The following is an 18,122-nucleotide window of genomic DNA, read 5'->3' on the forward strand; positions in this document are numbered from 1 at the left end:
CAGCGGTAGCCGCAATACCCGGCGCGACTTCAGGTGGCTTTCATTGGGCGCTCAGCTCAAGCGGCCCTACGCGCCCGGTCGAGTGGGTGCCGGCGGCTCGAGCGCTAACCGCCGCTGGGAGCGGGCGCCGGGGCCGGGGGCCGAGCCTGCGGCACGAAGCCCTTCAGCACATCGGGCAGGCCCACCGATTGCTGCGGCACCGGTGCGCAGGTGGGCGGACATTCGGTCAACTGCCAGGTCTGGCAGCGGTCGGTCCGGAAGGTGGTGTCGCTGGGCTCGATCAGCACAACCTGTGGCTTCTTGGTCATCGCGCTGTCGACGACCTTGTCGCCGCTGTTTCGACGCCAGTAGCAGGCGTTGCCGTCGCGGGGGCCGTCGGAGCGGTAGGTGCCCGGGACGATGTCCTTGCCGACCGCGAAGGTGCCGTCGGTGTCGATCACCTGCTTGGGCGCGGGCGGGGGAGGAGGGGCCGGATCAGCCCCGGCGACTCCGGCCGCGGTGAACCAGGTCGCCAGCGCGATCGCCGTCGTCCCGGCCAGCTCCATTAATCTCATACCTAACGAAGGTACCGCCACGCAATAACGGGGGACGGTCGTCACCGGCCGGCTGCCTACGGCTTGACCCCGACGGTGATCAGATCCGACACGACCAGCGTCCACGCCGGACGCGCCACCCGATGCTGGTCGGGAACGGTAAAACCGGCGTCGGTGAACAGCGTGCGCATCTGGCTGGGCGTCGGTTGACGCGCCGGATTCCACCGGATCCCGGTCAGCGCCTCGAGTGGGTCGGACAGCCGGGGGCTCATCGCCGTGACCGCCGCCATCCCGCCCGGCGCCAGCACCCGGTAGAACTCCCGTACCGCGGCCGGCTGGTTGAAGAAGTGAAACGCCGAGCTGGTGACCACCGCATCAAGCGCGCCGTCGTCAAATGGCAATTGCTCGGCAGGCCCGGTCAGCCACTGCACGCGCGACGAACGCTCTTGCGCCTCCTTGAGCATTCCGTCGGACATGTCCACCCCGTAGACCGCCTCCGGGGACAGCTCACGTTCGATGCGGTCGGCCAGGATGCCGGTGCCGCACGCGACGTCGGCGACCCGGGCCGGCTTGTGCGACCGTAGCGCGGCAATCAGCTCGTCCTGGGCCGGGCGATAGACCCAACGTTGCAGGAATCCGGTGTCATAGGCGGGAGCGGCGAAGCTCCAAAACCGGGTGACTACGTCGTTGAACGCTTGGCGCGGAGCTTGAGACGACATGGCGTGAAATCTACGCCGCGGTGCTCGGGCAAGCGCGCTCTGAGAAGGTATAGCCATGACCGTCTGCTATCGGCACCCCGACCGGTCCACCGCACTGCGCTGTACGCGGTGCGACCGCTACATCTGCGGCGACTGCATGCGCGGCGCCTCCGTCGGCCAGCACTGCCTGGACTGTGCGCACGCCGGCGCCGCACCGGGGCGCCGGACGAACGTGCTCACTCGGGTCGTCACCGGCACCCCGGTGGTCACCTACGGGCTGATCGCGTTGAGCGTGCTGGCCTTCGTCGCGCAGTTGTCCTCGCACGAGCTGGAGTCCGAGTTGGTGCTCTGGACGCCGGCGGTGGCCGACGGGCAGATCTACCGCCTGCTGACGTCGGCATTCCTGCATTACGGTCCGATGCACCTACTGCTCAACATGTGGGCGCTGTATGTGGTGGGACCAGCACTCGAAGGCAGTCTCGGCCGAGTGCGCTACACCACGCTGTATCTGCTCAGCGCGTTGGGCGGTTCGGTTGCGGCCTATCTGCTGGCGCCGCTGAACGCCGCAACGGCTGGTGCCTCCGGCGCCATTTTCGGGCTGTTCGGTGCCACCTTGGTCCTTGGCCGCCGGTTGAACGTCGACGTCGGGTGGATCGGTGCCCTGATTGTCATCAACCTGGTCTTCACCTTCACCGTGCCGAACATCAGCTGGCAAGGTCACCTGGGCGGTCTGATCACCGGGTTGGTGACCGCCTCCGTCTACGGTTACCCGCCGCTGGCCTACCGGGGCCGACTTCAGGCCGCAATCGTTCTTGTGGTGTTGGGCGTCTTGGTAGCGCTGATCTGGTGGCGCACTGCCGAATTGGTCTCCTGATCACGAGCGTGTCCTCCCGCTGAGCCGCCGGGTGGCCCCCTAAGCTTTCGGTGGTCCACCAGCGAGAGGATCGACCAATCGGCGCCAACGGCGACCAAGATGACATGAGTCGACCGGTCGGGAACCGGACTCGCCAGGCCACCTCGATGCGCACCTCGGGTAAATCCCGCTGGGTTGCGCCGGCCCCGCGTGCCGCCCGGTTGACCACCGCGCGCGCCGCGGACCGGGTTCGGCGGGAGCGACGACGCCCGGGCATTCACGCCCTGGATGGTCTGCGTGCGATAGCCGTCGCGCTGGTGTTGGCCGACCACGGCGGCATTCCCGGACTCTCGGGTGGGTTCCTGGGCGTGGATGTGTTCTTTGTGCTCAGCGGGTTCCTGATCACCTCGCTGCTCATCGACGAGCTGGGCCGGACCGGCCGCATCGACCTCACCGGGTTTTGGATCCGGCGGATCCGCCGGCTGCTGCCGGCGCTGGTGCTCATGGTGCTGACCGTCGCGATCGCCCACGAGCTGCTGCCGTCGGAGGCGGTGGTGGGCCTGCGCGAGGACGCGATCGCCGCCTTCTTCTGGATGGCCAACTGGCGGTTCGTCGCTCAGCACACGGACTACTTCACCGAGGCCGGCACCCCGTCGCCGCTGCAGCACACCTGGTCGCTGGGCGTCGAGGAGCAGTACTACTTCCTGTGGCCCCTGCTGCTGATCGCGATCGCGCTGCTGCTGGGGGCCCGGGCGCGGCGTCGCGGCGGGTGGGCTTCCGTCGGCGGGGTGCGCCTGACGGTCTTCCTGGTGGCCAGCGCGGGGGCGGCGGCCTCGGCGACGGCCGCGGAGATGCTCGCCTCTGATGCCACCCGTGACCGGGTCTACTTCGGCACCGACACCCGCGCGCAGGCCCTGCTGATCGGTGCCGCGGCCGCGGCCCTGCTGGTGGGCGACTGGCCGGCGCTGACCGCCGGCTGGTCGGTGGTGCGGAGCCGCCGCGCCCTGTGGGTCGCCCGGCTGATGCCGCTGCTGGGCCTGGGCGTGCTGGCGATGGCGGTCCACCGCGCCACCGGCACGGCCGCGGAGTTCCGCGGTGGCCTGCTCACCCTGGTGGCCGTCGCCGCGATCGCGGTGATCGCCCCGGTCGCCCTGCACCAGAGCGGCCTGGTCGCTCGGGTGCTGGCCTGGTCCCCGCTGGTGTGGCTGGGGACCATCTCCTACGGCGTCTACCTGTGGCACTGGCCGGTCTTCCTGGTGCTCAACGGTCAGCGCACCGGCTGGTCGGGGTGGGCGCTGTTCGGCGTACGGTGCGCCGCCACGCTGGCGCTGGCGGCGGTGTCGTGGTGGGCCATCGAGGAGCCGATCCGGCGGTGGCGGCCCGCGCGGGTGTCGCTGCTGCCGCTGGGGGCGGCGGTCAGCGGAACCGCTGTGGCGGTCACCGTGCTGGTGGTCCCGGTCGTCGAGCGGCCCACGGCCGAAAACGGAGTGACCCCGGATGTGGCCGCGGCCGCGGCGGTGTCCCCCTCACCCCCGGCACGGCTTTCGGACGCCAAGAAGCCACGCCCGCAGCCCGCGCGGCGCGACCCGAACCGGCCGCGCACCGTGTCGGTGTTCGGTGATTCGATCGGCTGGACCCTGATGCACTATCTGCCGGAAACCCCCGGCTATGACTTCATCGATCACACTGTCGTCGGCTGCAGCATCGTGCGCGCCGGTCCGTACCGCTGGGCCGGCAAGACCATCGATCAGGGCAAGGAATGCGACGGATGGCCTGCCCGCTGGACTCGGCAGGTCAAGGCCGACCAGCCCGACGTCGTGCTGTTGTTCGTCGGCCGCTGGGAGACCGTGGACCGAGTCAACGAGGGCCAGTGGTCGCACATCGGCGACCCGACGTTCGACGCCTATCTGATCGCGGAGCTGCGCCGTGCGCTCGACGTGCTGGAGTCCGCCGGCAGCCGGGTCGTGGTGACGACCGTGCCCTACAGCCGTTACGGCGAGCGGCCCGACGGCAGCCTGTGGCCTGAGGACAAACCAGAGCGCGTCGACCGCTGGAACGCGTTGCTGCGCCGCGAGGTCTCCGGGCGGAGTGCGGTCACGGTGATGGACCTGAACAAGAAGCTGGGACCGGCGGGCACCTATACCGCCAAAGTCGACGGCATCAAGGTCCGCAGCGACGGTATTCACCTCACGCCCGAAGGGGTGAAGTGGCTGCTGCCGTGGCTGGAGGAATCGCTGAGCTGACCGTCACAGCAAACGCGTGAGGGCAACGTCACAGCAGCTCAGCGGTTCAAATTTCAGTTAGTTTCGCTAACATAGTATCTGTCGGCGCAGAATGCGCCCCTCAAAAATCACTTTCCACGATAGCTATTAGAGGTTTGAACATGTCCCCTGTTTCTCCCACCGCTGACGAGGAGCAACTCGCCCGCCGCATCGCCGATCTCGTCGCCACCGACCCGCAGTTCGCCGCTGCCCGACCCGATCCGGCCGTCGCCGCCGTTGTCGAAGGGCTGTCGCGGCCGGCGCAGATCGCCCGGGCCATCTTCGACGGCTACGCCGAGCGACCGGCGCTCGGACAGCGTGCCGTCGAGTACGTCACCGATTCGGGCACCGGCCGTACCGCCGCCGCACTGCTGCCGCACTACGAGACCATCACCTACGCCGAACTGGGGGAGCGCGTCCGCGCCGCGGCCGCCGCCCTGTCCGCCGGTGCGGTGCGGCCCGGCGACCGGGTTGCGGTGCTGGGCTTCACCAGCGTCGACTACACGGTCATCGACGTGGCGCTGGGCCAGATCGGCGCCGTGTCGGTGCCGCTACAGACCTCAGCGGCGATCAGCGCGTTGGTCCCGATCGTGGCCGAGACCGAGCCCCGGGTGATCGCTGCCAGTGTGGACTCGCTGTCCGATGCGGTCGAGTTGGTACTGACCGGCCCGGCCCCCACCCGCCTGGTGGTGTTCGACTACCACGGGCAGGTCGACGACCACCGCGAGGCGCTCGCCGATGCGCGGGCGCGACTGGCCGGCGTCGAGGTGGTTGTCGAGCCGCTCGCCGACCTGCTGACACGGGGCCGCACGCTGTCTTTGCCGGACTTTTCGGCCCAGGCGGACGCTGGCGACGACCCCAACCCGCTGGCACTGCTGGTCTACACCTCGGGCAGCACCGGCGCCCCCAAGGGTGCGATGTACCCCGAGAGCAACGTGGCCCGGATGTGGGTGCGGTCGGCCAAGAACTGGTTCGGCCCGACTGCCGTCTCGATCACGCTGAACTTCATGCCGATGAGCCACATCATGGGCCGGGGCATCTTGTACGGCACTCTCGGCAACGGCGGTACCGCCTACTTCAGCGCACGCAGCGACCTGTCCACCTTCCTCGAAGACCTCGCCCTGGTTCGCCCGACCGAACTGAACTTCGTCCCCCGGATCTGGGAGATGCTCTACCAACACTTCCGCAGCGAAGCCGACGGTGTGAGCGGAGACCGGGCTGCCGCCGAAGCGCAGGTCTTGGCGCAGATGCGTGCCGAGCTGCTCGGCGGGCGGTGCGTGTTCGCGATGACCGGCTCGGCGCCGATCTCCGACGAGCTGCGGTCTTGGGTGGATCAGCTCACCGAGCAGCATGTGCTCAACGGCTACGGTTCCACCGAAGCGGGCATGGTGCTCTTCGACGGCGAAGTGCAGCGGCCGCCGGTTCTCGACTACAAGCTGGTCGACGTGCCGGATCTGGGCTACTTCGGCACCGACACCCCGCACCCGCGCGGTGAACTGCTGCTCAAGACCGAGAACCTGTTCCCCGGTTACTACAAGCGTCCTGAGGTGACCGCCGAGGTGTTTGACGCCGACGGCTACTACCGGACCGGCGACGTGGTGGCCGAGATCGCACCGGACCACCTGGTCTACGTCGACCGGCGCAACAACGTGCTCAAGCTGGCGCAGGGCGAGTTCGTCACCCTGGCCAAGCTGGAGGCGGTGTTCGGCAACAGCCCGCTGGTGCGCCAGGTCTACGTCTATGGCAACAGTGCCCAGCCCTACCTACTGGCCGTGGTGGTCCCGACCCTAAAAGCTCAGGCGCGCTTCGCATCCGAGGCCGCCCTCAAGGCCGGTATCGCCGAGTCGCTGCAGCAGGTGGCAAAAGACGCCGATCTGCAATCGTATGAAGTTCCGCGTGACTTCATCGTCGAGACCGAGCCGTTCACGCTGGAGAACGGATTGCTGACCGGGATCCGCAAGCTGGCCTGGCCGAAGCTGAAGGCGCACTACGGCGATCGCCTGGAGCGCCGCTACGCCGAGTTGGCCGAGGGCCAGGCCAGTGAGTTGAGCGAACTACGTCAACACGGAGCGCAGCGCCCGGCGCTGGAGACCGTCAGTCGTGCCGCAGCGGCGCTGTTGGGGGCCTCAGCCGGCGACCTGGGCCCAGAGGCCCACTTCACCGACCTGGGCGGGGACTCCCTGTCGGCACTGACGTTCGGCAACCTGCTGCGGGACATCTTCGATGTCGACGTGCCGGTGGGCGTGATCGTCAGCCCGGCAAACGATCTGGCGGCGATCGCCGACTACATCACCGCCGAGCGCAACGGCTCCAAACGACCGACCTTCGCCTCGGTGCACGGCCGTGACGCGGTCGAAGTCGCCGCAGCCGACCTGACGCTGGACAAGTTCCTCGACGAGGCGACCCTGGCTGCGGCTCCGTCGCTGCCCGGCCCGTCGGAGCAGGTCCGCACCGTGCTGCTGACCGGTGCGACCGGCTTCCTGGGGCGCTACCTGGCGCTGGAATGGTTGCAGCGGCTGGCCCCCGTGGACGGAAAGCTGATCTGCCTGGTGCGTGCCAAGTCCGACGAGGACGCCCGCCGCCGGCTCGACGGTGTCTTCGACAGCGGAGACGAGCAGCTGCTGGCCCGCTACACCGAACTTGCCGCCAAGCATCTCGAGGTGATCGCCGGCGACAAGGGCGAGGCGAATCTTGGTCTGGACCAAGATGTTTGGCAGCGTCTGGCGGACACCGTCGATGTGATCGTCGACCCGGCGGCGCTGGTCAACCACGTGCTGCCTTACAGCGAGCTGTTCGGACCGAACGCGCTCGGTACCGCCGAGTTGATCCGGGTCGCGCTCACCAGCAAGATCAAGCCGTTCACCTACTTCTCCACAATTGGTGTGGGCGACCAGATTCCGCTGGGCAAGTTCACCGAGGACGCCGATGTCCGCGTGATGAGCGCGGTCCGGGCGATCAACGACGGCTACGCCAACGGCTACGGCACCAGCAAGTGGGCCGGCGAGGTGCTGTTGCGTGAGGCCAACGACCTGTGTGGCCTGCCGGTCGCGGTGTTCCGCTGCGACATGATCCTGGCCGACACCAGCTACGCCGGCCAATTGAACCTGCCGGACATGTTCACCCGGATGATGTTCAGCTTGGTTGCCACCGGCGTGGCGCCCGGTTCGTTCTACGAACTCAGCGCCGACGGTCAGCGGCAACGCGCCCACTACGACGGGCTGCCCGTGGAGTTCATCGCCGAGGCGTCCACCACGCTGGGGTCCTTCGCGACCGGCGGGTACACCACCTACCACGTGATGAACCCGTACGACGACGGCCTGGGGATGGACGAATTCGTCGACTGGCTGATCGAGGCGGGCTACCCGATCCAGCGGATCGCCGACTACGGGGACTGGTTGCAGCGGTTTGAGACCACGCTGCGGGCGCTGCCGGAGAACCAGCGCCAGGTGTCGCTGCTGCCGCTGCTGCACAATTACCAGAAGCCGCAGCCGCCGATCTGCGGGTCGATCGCACCGACGGAGAGGTTCCGGGCTGCGGTGCAGTCGGCCGGGATCGGGCCTGACCCCGAGCATCCCGACATCCCGCATGTGACGCCGGCGGTGATCGTCAAGTACGTCACCGATCTGCAACTGCTCGGTCTGCTCTGAGTGCAGCACTGAATAGCACTGTCCGCTAATTGGTTTCGTGGTGGTGCTGGTCTCCGGTAGTGCGGCGACCAGCACCGCCACGACCCGTTTGCGTTTGACGGTCCCGTAATTCGATGGGACCATGGTGGTCATTGCCACGACATGCCCGTGTGTCCCGGCCGGAAGGAGGTGAGGGCGAAGTGAGTTCTAGTGACGGTCCGCATCCGTATCCGTGTTCCACGATCGATTTGTTCCTCACCGGTTTCGGCGCCTTTGCTGAAGGATTTTCCAAGGCCTGAGCCACGAGTTCTGCCGACCCTCCGGGTTCGTCGGCCGGTGAGTTTCCCGGCAGGAGAAAATCATGGCTTTCATCACCATCAGCGTTCTTGCTCTCGACGGCTCGTCGGACTACCGGGCGGGCAACCGCACCGTGAACCGGCTGCGCAACCGGCTGGCGGCTCGTCGCGAATTGCGTCGCGAGCAGCGCGCACAGCGCTACGTGGCGCACATGCCCACAGCGGTGCTCGGCGCCTGCTGACGCGGTGCGTCCCGGGTCAAGGCCAAGGCGATCGTAGACGCACCGCGTCTACGATCGCTTCAGCCGTTAAGCCCTAGGCCTGCACGATGATCGGGTCGCCCAGATGCACTGAGTTGAAGTACCACGCCGCGTCTTCGGGGCTCAGGTTGATGCAGCCGTGGCTCACGTTCGAATAGCCCTGCGAGCCCACTGACCATGGAGCGGAGTGCACGTAGACACCGCTCCAGGTGACCCGAACGCCGTACTCGCCGTTGATCAGGTAGCCCTCGGGGTCATTGAGCGGGATGCCGATGGTGCGCGAATCGAACTTGATGGTGCGCTCCTTCGACAACGCGGTGAAGGAACCGATTGGCGTGGGGCGCTTGGGTTTACCCATGGACGCCGCCATGATCCGCTGGATCTCGCCGTTAACGCTGACGGTGAAGGTGTGGTCGGAGATGTCGGCGAGTCCCACGACGGCGTCACCGGTCTCGAAGCCCGTCGACATCCCGTGGGCGTCGACGCTGATCTTGCTGTGCGGTGACCAGTAGCCGTCCGGGACCCACTGCACGACATCGCTGCTCGTCCATTCGAAGTGGCCCGCATTGTTGCCCGTGGAGTTGATGTGGATGCCACGTTCGGCGGCCACCCGGTCCCCGACCGGTCCGTTGAAGGTCACGATCACCGGGTAGGCCACCCCCACGACCGAGCCGGCGGCGGGCTCGATGGCCGCGACGGCCAGCCCCCGTGCCGGCGAAGTCTGAGCCGCTTCGCTGATTCCGGCCGAGACCCCGACCGACCCGACAGCCAGGGCCACCGACCCGGCAATCGCCACAATTCCCCGCCTCACGTTGCTCATGCCGTCCATTGTGCCAACAGCGACGGCATCAGCGCAGGTTTAGCCGTCGTCTGACGCGGTGAGCAGGTCCCCCCAGGCCGCCTCGGTCCCGGTCGAGCCGATGTTGTGGATCGCCAACATCGACCCGGCCGCCAGTGCGACCACCACGGTGACGATTCCCAGCCGCAGCAGCGAGCCGATATTGCTACCGCGTGACAGCGCCACGTGCAGCCCGGCCAGCAGTGCCGCGGCGACCGCCAGGCCCAGGGCCATATAGAGGCCGTACTCGCCGGCGGCCATGTGCGCGTCCAGTTCGGGAGACGGGGCGAACTTGCCGGTGTCGGCCAGCCACTCGCCGGCGGTGACCGTGAGCGGCGTCACCAGCAGCGTGATGCCGGCGAACGTCACGACCAACCAGACCAGTCGCCGTCGGGCCGCAGGCCATAGCGCACACACGATCAGCAGGACCGCGGTGAGCGGGACCAGTGAGACCACCACGTGCAGCAGCAGGACGTGGGCGGGCAGCCCGGCGATTGTCGACATGAACGTCCTCTCTGCGGCGATCAGGCGGTGCTGGCGTGCGCGGCCGCCGACTCTGACAGCGGTTCGTAACGCGCGAAGCCGCGGGTGAACGAACCGGTGCCGTGGGTCAACGATCGCAGGTCGACCGCGTACCTGATCAACTCGGTCTGCGGTACTTCGGCCTTGACGCAGGTTCGGTCGGCCCCGACCTTGTCGGTGCCCAGCACCCGAGCGCGGCGAGCGGACAGATCGCCCATCACCGCGCCGACCAGTTCGTCGGGGATCAGCACGGTGACGTCGTCGATCGGCTCGAGCAGGCGCACCGTCGCGTTGGTTGCCGCGTCACGGAGCGCGGCTGCGCCTGCCATCTGGAAAGCAAAGTCCGAGGAGTCGACGCTGTGCGCCTTGCCGTCGATCAGGGTGACCCGGATGTCGACCACCGGATAACCGCCGCCGGCGTCGCCGGTCAGCCCCCGCTCCATCTGGCCGCGAACGCCCTTCTCGACGCTGGGGATGAACTGGCGGGGCACCGACCCGCCGACCACGCGGTCGACGAACTCGAAGCCGGCTCCCTGAGTCAGCGGCTCCACTTCGATGTCGCAGATCGCGTACTGGCCGTGTCCCCCGGACTGCTTGACATGACGGCCGTGGCCTTTGGCCTTGGTGGCGAACGTCTCTCGCAGTGCCACCCGCAGTCCGACGGTGTCCACCGCTACCGCATAGCGGTGGGCCAGCGCGTCAAGCACGATCGCGGAGTGGGCTTCACCCATGCACCACAGCACGATCTGATGGGTTTCCGGGTTCCGTTCGATACGCAGGCTGGGGTCCTCGGCGACCAGCCTGCCCAGGCCGACCGCAAGCTTGTCCTCGTCGGTCTTGGCGCGCGGAATGACCGCCACGGGCAGTAGCGGATCCGGCATCGACCACGGTTTGCACACCAGAGGTTCATCCTTGTCCGACAAGGTGTCGCCGGTCTCGGCGTGGCTGAGACGGCCGATGGTGCAGATGTCTCCGGCCAGCACGACTGTGGCCGGGCGCTGTTGTCTGCCGAGCGGAAACGCCAGGGTCCCGATCCGATCGTCTTCGTCGTGGTCGCAGCGACCGGTCCCATCGCCGAAGAAACTCTCGCAATGACCGCTGACATGGATTCCGCTGTCGGGCTTGATAGTTCCGGAGAACACTCGCACCAGGCTGACCCGGCCCAAGTAGGGGTCCGACGTCGTACGGACGACTTCGGCCAGCAGGGGCCCGTCCGGGTCGCACGTAAGCCCGGTGCGCGCTACGCCGCTCGTGTCGAACACCTCTGGAAGCAGACGTTCCGGCGGCGCGGGGAAGCCGGTCGTGATGAGCCCGAGCACTTCGGGAATGCCGATGCCGGTGACGCTGCATGCCGGGATGACCGGGAAGAACGAACCGCGCGCCACGGCGCGCTCCAGATCGGCGGTGAGCACCCCCGGGTCGATCTGCTCGCCGCCCAGGTAGCGGTCCAGCAGCGACTCGTCCTCCGATTCCTCGATGATCGCCTCGATCAGCGCGCCGCGCTGCTGCTCGGCGCCGGGTTGGACAGCCCGTAGATCGAGCAGGCCGGCGCCCTCGGCCGGTGCGGGTAGATACAGCGGCAGCACGGTGTCGCCGAACGCCGCCTGGGCGGCGGCCAGACGGGCCGGAAAGTCGGCCCGTGCGTGGTCCAGCTTCGTGACGACGACGGCGCGCGGCATAGCGACCCGGCTGCACTCCCGCCACAGCGCGGCAGTCGCGTCATCGACATCTTCGTTGGCCGCGATCACGAACAGTGCACAGTCGGCGGCCCGCAGCCCGGCGCGGAGTTCTCCGACGAAGTCGGCGTAGCCCGGGGTGTCGATCAGGTTGACCTTGACACCGTTGTGCGCCAGCGAGGCGCACGCGACTCCGACCGAACGTTGCCCACGGAGCTCCGCGTCGTCGTAGTCGCAGACCGTGCTGCCGTCGGCGATGCAACCAGCTCGAGGCAACACCCCGGCGGCCACCAACAGCGCCTCGACCAGCGTGGTTTTCCCCGAGCCCGCCGGGCCGACCAGAACGACATTGCGGATGGCGGCCGGCGTGGCCGCGATCGGGGCAGCAGCGCCACTTCGTGAGGTCACGGTCTTGTCTGCCATGGCAGCCTCCTCCGGAGTTCAGCCTTCCCTCAACGGGCGCTGAGCACAAGACTTGCGAACCGGCGGCGGTTGCACTGCCGCCGTACAGCGTTTGCCAGGCCGACTCGAGGTTCCGGTAAGCTGGGCATTCTTGTTTCGCGAGTTCAGCGTCTGCGACATCCCGGGACGTGCCGGGTCGACGCCGCCTGGACTGTGACCCTGACTGCAGGAGGTATGACGGATGAGCGGAGCGTATCGCCCTGGCCGGTGGCGGCTGCTCAGCTTGATGACGGCGGCGGTCGCCACCGCGGGGCTGGTAGCGGTGCCGGCTCAGGCGTCGCCCACTCTGCCCGCTCCTCCGCTCGACCCGTCGGCGATGGTTGCCCAAGTCGGTCCGGCAGTGGTCAACATCGACGCCCAGATGGGCTACCAGAGCGCAGTCGGTGCCGGAACCGGCATCGTGCTGGACCCCAGCGGCGTGGTGCTGACCAACAACCACGTCATCGCCGGCGCGACCGGCCTCACCGCGGTCTCGGTTGCCAACGGCCAGAGCTACGAGGTCGACGTGCTCGGCTTCGACCGCAGCCACGACGTCGCGGTGTTGCAGTTGCGTGGCGCCGACGGGCTGCCCGCCGCCAATATCGGCAGTTCCGCGCGGGTCGCCATCGGTGACCCGGTGGTCGCGATGGGCAATGCCGGCGGCCACGGCGGCATGCCGAGTGCGGTGCCCGGACGCGTCATCGGACTGAACCAGACCGTCTCCGCGGCCGACGAGCTGACCGGCAGCACCGAGACCCTGACCAACATGATCAAGGCCGACACCGCGATCCGCCCCGGCGACTCGGGCGGTCCGATGGTGAACGCCGCCGGACAGGTGATCGGCATGAACACCGCGGCGTCGGACAACTACAAGTTCGCCCAGCCCGGCGGCGAAGGCTATGCGATCCCGATCGACCAGGCGATGGCCATCGCCGGCCAGATCCGGGCCGGCATCTCGTCGAACACCGTGCACATCGGTGAGACGGCGTTCATGGGCGTCGGCGTGGTCGACAGCAACGGCGGCGCGCGGGTCGCGCAGGTGCTCGACGGCACCCCGGCCGCGGGCACCGGTATCGCCCGGGACGACATCATCACCTCGGTCAACGGCCGTCCGGTGAACTCGGCCACCGACCTGACCGACGTACTTGACCAGCGCCACCCGGGCGACACCGTCACGCTGACGTGGCGTAACCCGGGCGGCGGCGAACACAGTGCCACCGTGACCCTGGTTCCGGGTCCGGTCGGCTGACTCACTTAGGCGCGTGTGCTAGATAAACGCTATGGCAGTGAATCAAGACTGTCGTGGGTACTTGCTGGGCTGGCCGGTGTGCTGGCCGCCACGGCCTACACCCATTCCGAGGGCTACTTCGTCACCTTCATGACCGGCAACGCCGGGCGTGCGGCGCTGGGCTTGTTCACCGACAGCCAGTGGATGTCGATTTCGGCCGCCGCCCTGCTGGTGTCCTTCATCTCCGGTGTGGTGATCGCCTCGCTGTGCCATCGCCACGTGTGGCGCAGCCGGCCCCACGGGGCGTTGCGGTTGACCGCGGTGTCGCTGTTCGCCGCGACCGTGACCGACTGGATCGAAGGCGGGCCCGCGCTGCCGGTGCCCCTGCTCCCGATTCTGCTCGTCGCGTTCGGGGTAGGCGCGCTGAACACCACGTTCGTCCGTGACGGCGAAGTGTCGATTCCCCTGAGCTACGTGACCGGCACCGTGGTGAAGCTGGGTCAAGGCATCGAGCGCCATATCAGCGGCGGATCCATTCACGACTGGTTCTTCAATTTCATGCTGCTGACCGGGTACATCTCGGGAGCGGCTTTCGGTGGCCTGATCAGCCTGTTCGTCGGCGGTACCTGGATGCTGGCCACCGCCACGTTCATCTGCCTGATGGCTACCTGGTACAGCCATCGTTACGTCGACAGCCGCGGGTTGTGGCGCTGACCGTTCGCCCGCTTCAGGCGCGCCCCGGGTTCCCTGCCAGCCCGTCCTTCTTTCCCTGAAAAGCACGTCGGCGGCAGTGCTGGATTGCACTGCCGCCGGCGTGTTGGGGGGGTCGATCAGGTCGGGTCGACGCCCACGCCCAGCGTGCGCTGGATGTCGGGCTTCATCGCGACCAGCTGCTGGTTCCAGTACGGCCAGTCGTGCGTGCCGTCGGACGGGAAGTTGAAGACCCCGTTGTTGCCGCCGGCTGCGGTGTAGTTCTGCTGGAACGTCTTGTTGGTGCTCAGTGTCATGCCCTCCAGGAACTTGGCGGGCAGGTTGTCGCCGCCGAGCTCGCTGGGCGTGCCGTTGCCGCAGTAGATCCAGATTCGGGTGCGGTTGGCCACCAGCCGCGGGATCTGCACCATGGGGTCGTTGCGCTTCCACGCCGGGTCGGACGACGGCCCCCACATGTTGGAGGCGTTGTAGCCGCCGGCGTCGCTCATGGCCATCCCGATCAAGGTCGGCCACCAGCCCTCTGACGGGTTCAGGAAGCCGGAGAGCGCTGCCGCGTAGGGGAACTGCTGCGGGTAGTAGGCGGCCAGTGTCAGCGACGAGCTACCCGCCATCGACAGGCCCACGACGGCGTTGCCGAACGGTGACACGCTCTTGTTGGCCTGCAGCCAGGCGGGCAGCTCCCGGGTCAGGAAGGTCTCCCACTTGTAGGTCTGGCAGCCGGTCTTGCCGCATGCCGGCTGGTACCAGTCGGAGTAGAAGCTGGACTGGCCGCCCACCGGCATGATCACCGACAACCCGGACTGGTAGTACTCCTCGAACGCCGGGGTGTTGATGTCCCAGCCGTTGAAGTCGTCCTGGGCCCGCAGCCCGTCCAGCAGGTATACGGCGTGGGTGCCGCCGGGCTGGAACTGCACCTTGATCTCACGGCCCATCGCCGCCGACGGCACCTGCAGGTATTCCACCGGCAGACCCGGGCGGGAGAACGCTGACGCGTCACCCGCACCACCGACAGCCCCGACGAGGCCGCTCAGCAGCGCGGCCCCCACCGCCGCGACCGTGAGCCGGCGCGGTAGCCGACTGGCCGCGTTACGCAACTTCTCAACGCTCTTCATAGCTCTTGTCCCATCCCAATGTCGTGCGGTCTAGCCCTTCTGAACGGAGTCAAACACACCGGCGCCACCGTGACCTGTTCGCCGCCACGGGTTTTCATATCGCGGTTCGGCAACGATTGAGATTCAGCGCGGACTCGCCACCGACCGGATGGGCGTTTTGGTAGGCATATAGTCGACGTAATCATGGACGAAGGGCAGGTCATGCAGGCCAGTGCTGCGGAGACGCCCGGGCCGCTGGCCGGTGTGCGCGTCATCGAGATCGGCAGTTTCGTCGCCGTCCCGCTCGCCGGAATGACGTTGGCGCAACTGGGCTGCGACGTGGTGCGCATCGACCCGGTCGGCGGCGCGGCCGACTACCGGCGCTGGCCCGTCACCGCCGACGGCACCTCGATCTACTGGACGGGCCTCAATAAGGGCAAGCGCTCCGTGGTCGTCGATCTGCGCGCGACCGAGGGGCAGCGGGTGGTGCAGCAACTGATCGCAGACAGTGGGGTGCTGCTGACGAATATGGCTGGCCGGCAATGGCTTTCCTACGAAACACTGGCGGCGCAGCGCCCCGACCTGATCCACCTCGAGGTGCTCGGACGGGCTGACGGCTCCACCGCGGTGGACTACACCATCAATGCCGGTATCGGCTTTCCGCTGGTCACCGGGCCCAGTGATTACGCCGCCCCGATCAACCACGTGCTGCCGGCCTGGGATATCGCCTGTGGGTTGCACGCCGCGCTGGCGGTGTCTGCCGCGCTGCACCGTCGCGACCACAGCGGCGAGGGCTGCCGGATCCGGCTGGCGCTGGAGGACGTGGCATTGGGCACCGCCAGCGCACTGGGTTTCCTCACCGAGGCCATGGTGAACGGCGACCGGCGGGAACGCATCGGTAATGCGGTCTATGGGCAGTACGGGCAGAGTTTCGCCAGCGGTGACGGGGCGACGTTCATGGTCGTCACGCTGACCAATCGGCACTTCGGTGACCTTGCCGAGCTGACCGGGTCGGCCAAAGTACTTGCGGCACTGTCGCAAGCGCGTGGAATCGATTTCGGCGACGAAGGGCAGCGCTATCGTCACCGCGACCTGCTGACCGGATTGTTCAGTGGCTGGTTCGCCGAGCGGCCGGCGGCGCAGATCGAAGCCGCGCTGGCGGGGACGTCGCTGCTGTGGGACCGCTACCGCAGCTTTGCCGAGGTAGCTGCCGACGAGCGCCTACGCGACAACCCGATGTTCGCGCCGCTGCATCAGCCCCGGGTGGGGGAGTACTTGGCGGCTGGGCTGCCGGCATCGATCGACGGTGCCCACCCGCCCGCCGTGGCGGCGCCCGCGTTGGGCGCCGACACCGTGCGAGTGCTGGCCGCACGACTGGCAATGAGCACCGACGAGATCAATCAGCTGCGCCAAAGTGGCGTGGTGGCAACGGATTAGCAAAGGGAGCGAAAGCACGTGCGTATCTTCGGATCAATCGATGAACTTGCTGCATGTCAGGGTCAGGTGATTGGGCACAGCGACTGGGTGACCATTACCCAAGACGCCGTCAACCTGTTCGCCGACGCGACGGGTGATCATCAGTGGATCCACGTCGACCCCGAGCGTGCGGCCACCGGGCCCTTCGGCACCACGATCGCTCACGGATACCTGACCCTGGCCATGCTGCCGCAGCTGATGGCGCAGATCAGCCGCCTCGACGGGGTAAAGCTGGCGATCAACTACGGACTGAACAAGGTGCGCTTCCCGGCTCCGGTGCCGGTCGGCTCCCGGATCCGGGCCGAGACTTCCGTGGTAGAGGTCGCCGATGTGGGTGGCGGTGCCCACCAGGTGACCTTCTCGACCACGGTGTCTATCGACGGCCACGCCAAGCCGGCCTGCGTCGCCGAGAGTGTTGTGCGCTACGTGCTCTGAGGACGGCCGGGCTTAGCGTCCCGGCCCCGGGGTCGGGACGCGAAGTAGTGCGCGACGATCGCGGCGATCTGCAGAAATCGACGGCGGGTCGCCGGTGCCATCTCGCTCATCACGTCGATCACTCCGCCCGGGCGCAGGTGCGGGTCGAAGGGAACCTCAACGACCGCCTGGCCGTGCTGCAGGAACTGCGCCGTCAATGCCGAGCGGGTGCGCCGGTCGGCATGACCGTCGGAGTCGTTGAGCACCACCACGGTGCGCTGCAACAGTCCACCCTGGCCGCGGTCGGCCAGCCATTCCATGGTCTTGGCGGCCGCGCCGGCACCGTCCGCCCAAGGCGAAGAGACCACGATCAGCGCGTCCAGGTCACGCAGCGCCTCCTGGGTCACCGGCGAGTCCATCGTCGAACCACAGTCGATGATCGAGATGGTGAAGTGCCGGTCCAGGCGCAGCGCGGCCTCCCGGTACAACGCCGCGTCAAGGATTCGGCGGCTCCCCGCGGCCGGCTCGCCCACCAGGACGTAGAGCCCCGCCGCGTTCGCGCCCACCCGGCTACTGATGTCGGCGAACGACTGCATGCTCTGGTCGGCGGCCAGATCCCAGTAGGAGCTGGTGGCATGCGGGTCGATGCGGCTGCCGAGCCGGCCGAATGCGGTGTCGGCATCCACTGCCACCACGTGGTCGGCCCGGCGCAGTGCGGCGAACACCGATCCGACGCTGGCCGCCACCGTCGTCTTACCGACCCCGCCCTTTCCGAGTACGCCGACCTTGTAGCTGCCGTTGGGCAGGGATCGGATGGCCATCTGGTAGGCCATCTCTTCCCGCTCGGCCGGTGACGGGCCCAGGTTGACCAACCCCAGCGTCGCGGACAGGACCACGCGTCGCCAGCCACGGGCCGGCTGCGGCCGTGGTATCGGACCCGGCGGCGGGTAGGGCCGCGGAGGCGCCGGATGCTGCTGTGGCTGCGGGGGAGGCTGCGTCCAAGGCCCCGGCTGTTGCTGCTGCTGCGGCACACGCTGCCGCAGAAAGTCGTCGTCTGCGTTCATCGGCTCCTCGAGGCATCCGGCGGTGGTACGGCCAGGTGGCCCAACACCCGCAGCCTAGTCGCGGAGGTGCCCATCAACCGTGAGCCAGCCCGAGAAGCGCGAGTCGGGCCGGCTCACCGGTCAGCAGTCGTAGT

General features: G+C 67.9%; 15 protein-coding genes. 8 read left to right on the plus strand and 7 right to left on the minus strand.

The features are described from left to right. Positions 1–104: 104 nt before the first annotated feature. Both N416_RS0108375 and N416_RS0108380 read right to left on the minus strand, forming a co-directional pair. A complete protein-coding gene (locus N416_RS0108375) occupies positions 105–545 on the minus strand; it encodes a hypothetical protein (RefSeq protein ID WP_024441663.1) in 441 nt (146 codons plus the stop codon). A gap of 65 nt (positions 546–610) precedes the next feature. Further along, positions 611–1,252: a class I SAM-dependent methyltransferase gene (locus N416_RS0108380; protein WP_024441664.1), complete on the minus strand. Its 642-nt coding sequence runs from the start codon at positions 1,250–1,252 to the stop codon at positions 611–613. Positions 1,253–1,307: 55 nt separating this feature from the next. On the opposite strand from N416_RS0108380, the gene N416_RS0108385 reads away from it, so the two are divergent. The 4 genes from N416_RS0108385 (at position 1,308) to N416_RS23180 (ending at position 8,509) form a co-directional block, all read left to right on the plus strand. Beyond that, positions 1,308–2,105, plus strand: coding sequence for a rhomboid family intramembrane serine protease (locus N416_RS0108385; RefSeq protein WP_024441665.1), 798 nt, complete (start codon positions 1,308–1,310; stop codon positions 2,103–2,105). A 146-nt stretch (positions 2,106–2,251) separates the two neighbouring features. Continuing rightward, entirely contained in the window at positions 2,252–4,327 is a 2,076-nt protein-coding gene (locus N416_RS0108390) for an acyltransferase family protein (RefSeq protein WP_036457561.1), read from the plus strand. 140 nt (positions 4,328–4,467) lie between these two features. After that, positions 4,468–7,992, plus strand: a complete 3,525-nt coding sequence (car, locus tag N416_RS0108395; RefSeq protein ID WP_024441667.1) for a carboxylic acid reductase — start codon at positions 4,468–4,470, stop codon at positions 7,990–7,992. 340 nt (positions 7,993–8,332) lie between these two features. Continuing rightward, positions 8,333–8,509, plus strand: coding sequence for a hypothetical protein (locus tag N416_RS23180; RefSeq protein ID WP_155943338.1), 177 nt, complete (start codon positions 8,333–8,335; stop codon positions 8,507–8,509). 73 nt (positions 8,510–8,582) lie between these two features. On the opposite strand, the gene N416_RS0108405 is transcribed toward N416_RS23180, so the two are convergent. From N416_RS0108405 to N416_RS0108415, 3 genes are read right to left on the minus strand one after another with little or no spacing between them, the layout of a single operon-like run. Continuing rightward, positions 8,583–9,347, minus strand: a complete 765-nt coding sequence (locus tag N416_RS0108405) for a L,D-transpeptidase family protein (protein WP_024441668.1) — start codon at positions 9,345–9,347, stop codon at positions 8,583–8,585. Positions 9,348–9,386: 39 nt separating this feature from the next. Then, positions 9,387–9,869 (minus strand): hypothetical protein, encoded by a 483-nt coding sequence (locus tag N416_RS0108410; protein ID WP_024441669.1) that lies wholly within the window; start codon positions 9,867–9,869, stop codon positions 9,387–9,389. A 20-nt stretch (positions 9,870–9,889) separates the two neighbouring features. Then, positions 9,890–11,986: an elongation factor G-like protein EF-G2 gene (locus N416_RS0108415; RefSeq protein WP_024441670.1), complete on the minus strand. Its 2,097-nt coding sequence runs from the start codon at positions 11,984–11,986 to the stop codon at positions 9,890–9,892. Positions 11,987–12,206: 220 nt separating this feature from the next. On the opposite strand from N416_RS0108415, the gene N416_RS0108420 reads away from it, so the two are divergent. Further along, positions 12,207–13,253 (plus strand): S1C family serine protease, encoded by a 1,047-nt coding sequence (locus tag N416_RS0108420; protein ID WP_024441671.1) that lies wholly within the window; start codon positions 12,207–12,209, stop codon positions 13,251–13,253. Between the two features lie 15 nt (positions 13,254–13,268). Continuing rightward, positions 13,269–13,946 (plus strand): YoaK family protein, encoded by a 678-nt coding sequence (locus tag N416_RS0108425; protein ID WP_024441672.1) that lies wholly within the window; start codon positions 13,269–13,271, stop codon positions 13,944–13,946. A gap of 116 nt (positions 13,947–14,062) precedes the next feature. Here the strand turns inward: N416_RS0108425 and N416_RS0108430 are convergent, their stop codons facing one another. Then, the gene (locus tag N416_RS0108430; RefSeq protein ID WP_024441673.1) at positions 14,063–15,055 is read right to left on the minus strand and encodes an esterase family protein; all 993 of its coding nucleotides are present in this window, start codon (positions 15,053–15,055) and stop codon (positions 14,063–14,065) included. 183 nt (positions 15,056–15,238) lie between these two features. On the opposite strand from N416_RS0108430, the gene N416_RS0108435 reads away from it, so the two are divergent. Both N416_RS0108435 and N416_RS0108440 read left to right on the plus strand, forming a co-directional pair. Next, the gene (locus N416_RS0108435; RefSeq protein ID WP_231384042.1) at positions 15,239–16,471 is read left to right on the plus strand and encodes a CoA transferase; all 1,233 of its coding nucleotides are present in this window, start codon (positions 15,239–15,241) and stop codon (positions 16,469–16,471) included. An 18-nt stretch (positions 16,472–16,489) separates the two neighbouring features. After that, a complete protein-coding gene (locus tag N416_RS0108440) occupies positions 16,490–16,945 on the plus strand; it encodes a MaoC family dehydratase (RefSeq protein ID WP_024441675.1) in 456 nt (151 codons plus the stop codon). On the opposite strand, the gene N416_RS0108445 is transcribed toward N416_RS0108440, so the two are convergent. Then, entirely contained in the window at positions 16,933–17,988 is a 1,056-nt protein-coding gene (locus N416_RS0108445; protein ID WP_024441676.1) for a MinD/ParA family protein, read from the minus strand. The genes N416_RS0108440 and N416_RS0108445 overlap by 13 nt on opposite strands. Positions 17,989–18,122 lie beyond the last annotated feature (134 nt).

It is taken from the genome of Mycobacterium sp. UM_WGJ, from assembly GCF_000455125.1.
In the GTDB taxonomy this organism is placed as follows: Bacteria; Actinomycetota; Actinomycetes; order Mycobacteriales; family Mycobacteriaceae; genus Mycobacterium.

Excerpts from the sequence above, each read along its gene's own strand:
- N416_RS0108380 (WP_024441664.1), bottom strand. The coding sequence starts at position 1,252 with ATGTCGTCTCAAGCTCCGCGCCAAGCGTTCAACGACGTAGTCACCCGG.
- car (WP_024441667.1), top strand. The coding sequence starts at position 4,468 with ATGTCCCCTGTTTCTCCCACCGCTGACGAGGAGCAACTCGCCCGCCGC.
- N416_RS0108375 (WP_024441663.1), bottom strand. The coding sequence starts at position 545 with ATGGAGCTGGCCGGGACGACGGCGATCGCGCTGGCGACCTGGTTCACC.
- N416_RS0108385 (WP_024441665.1), top strand. The coding sequence starts at position 1,308 with ATGACCGTCTGCTATCGGCACCCCGACCGGTCCACCGCACTGCGCTGT.
- N416_RS0108415 (WP_024441670.1), bottom strand. The coding sequence starts at position 11,986 with ATGGCAGACAAGACCGTGACCTCACGAAGTGGCGCTGCTGCCCCGATC.
- N416_RS0108430 (WP_024441673.1), bottom strand. The coding sequence starts at position 15,055 with ATGAAGAGCGTTGAGAAGTTGCGTAACGCGGCCAGTCGGCTACCGCGC.
- N416_RS0108435 (WP_231384042.1), top strand. The coding sequence starts at position 15,239 with ATGGACGAAGGGCAGGTCATGCAGGCCAGTGCTGCGGAGACGCCCGGG.
- N416_RS0108410 (WP_024441669.1), bottom strand. The coding sequence starts at position 9,869 with ATGTCGACAATCGCCGGGCTGCCCGCCCACGTCCTGCTGCTGCACGTG.
- N416_RS0108420 (WP_024441671.1), top strand. The coding sequence starts at position 12,207 with ATGAGCGGAGCGTATCGCCCTGGCCGGTGGCGGCTGCTCAGCTTGATG.
- N416_RS0108390 (WP_036457561.1), top strand. The coding sequence starts at position 2,252 with ATGCGCACCTCGGGTAAATCCCGCTGGGTTGCGCCGGCCCCGCGTGCC.
- N416_RS0108405 (WP_024441668.1), bottom strand. The coding sequence starts at position 9,347 with ATGAGCAACGTGAGGCGGGGAATTGTGGCGATTGCCGGGTCGGTGGCC.
- N416_RS23180 (WP_155943338.1), top strand. The coding sequence starts at position 8,333 with ATGGCTTTCATCACCATCAGCGTTCTTGCTCTCGACGGCTCGTCGGAC.
- N416_RS0108445 (WP_024441676.1), bottom strand. The coding sequence starts at position 17,988 with ATGAACGCAGACGACGACTTTCTGCGGCAGCGTGTGCCGCAGCAGCAG.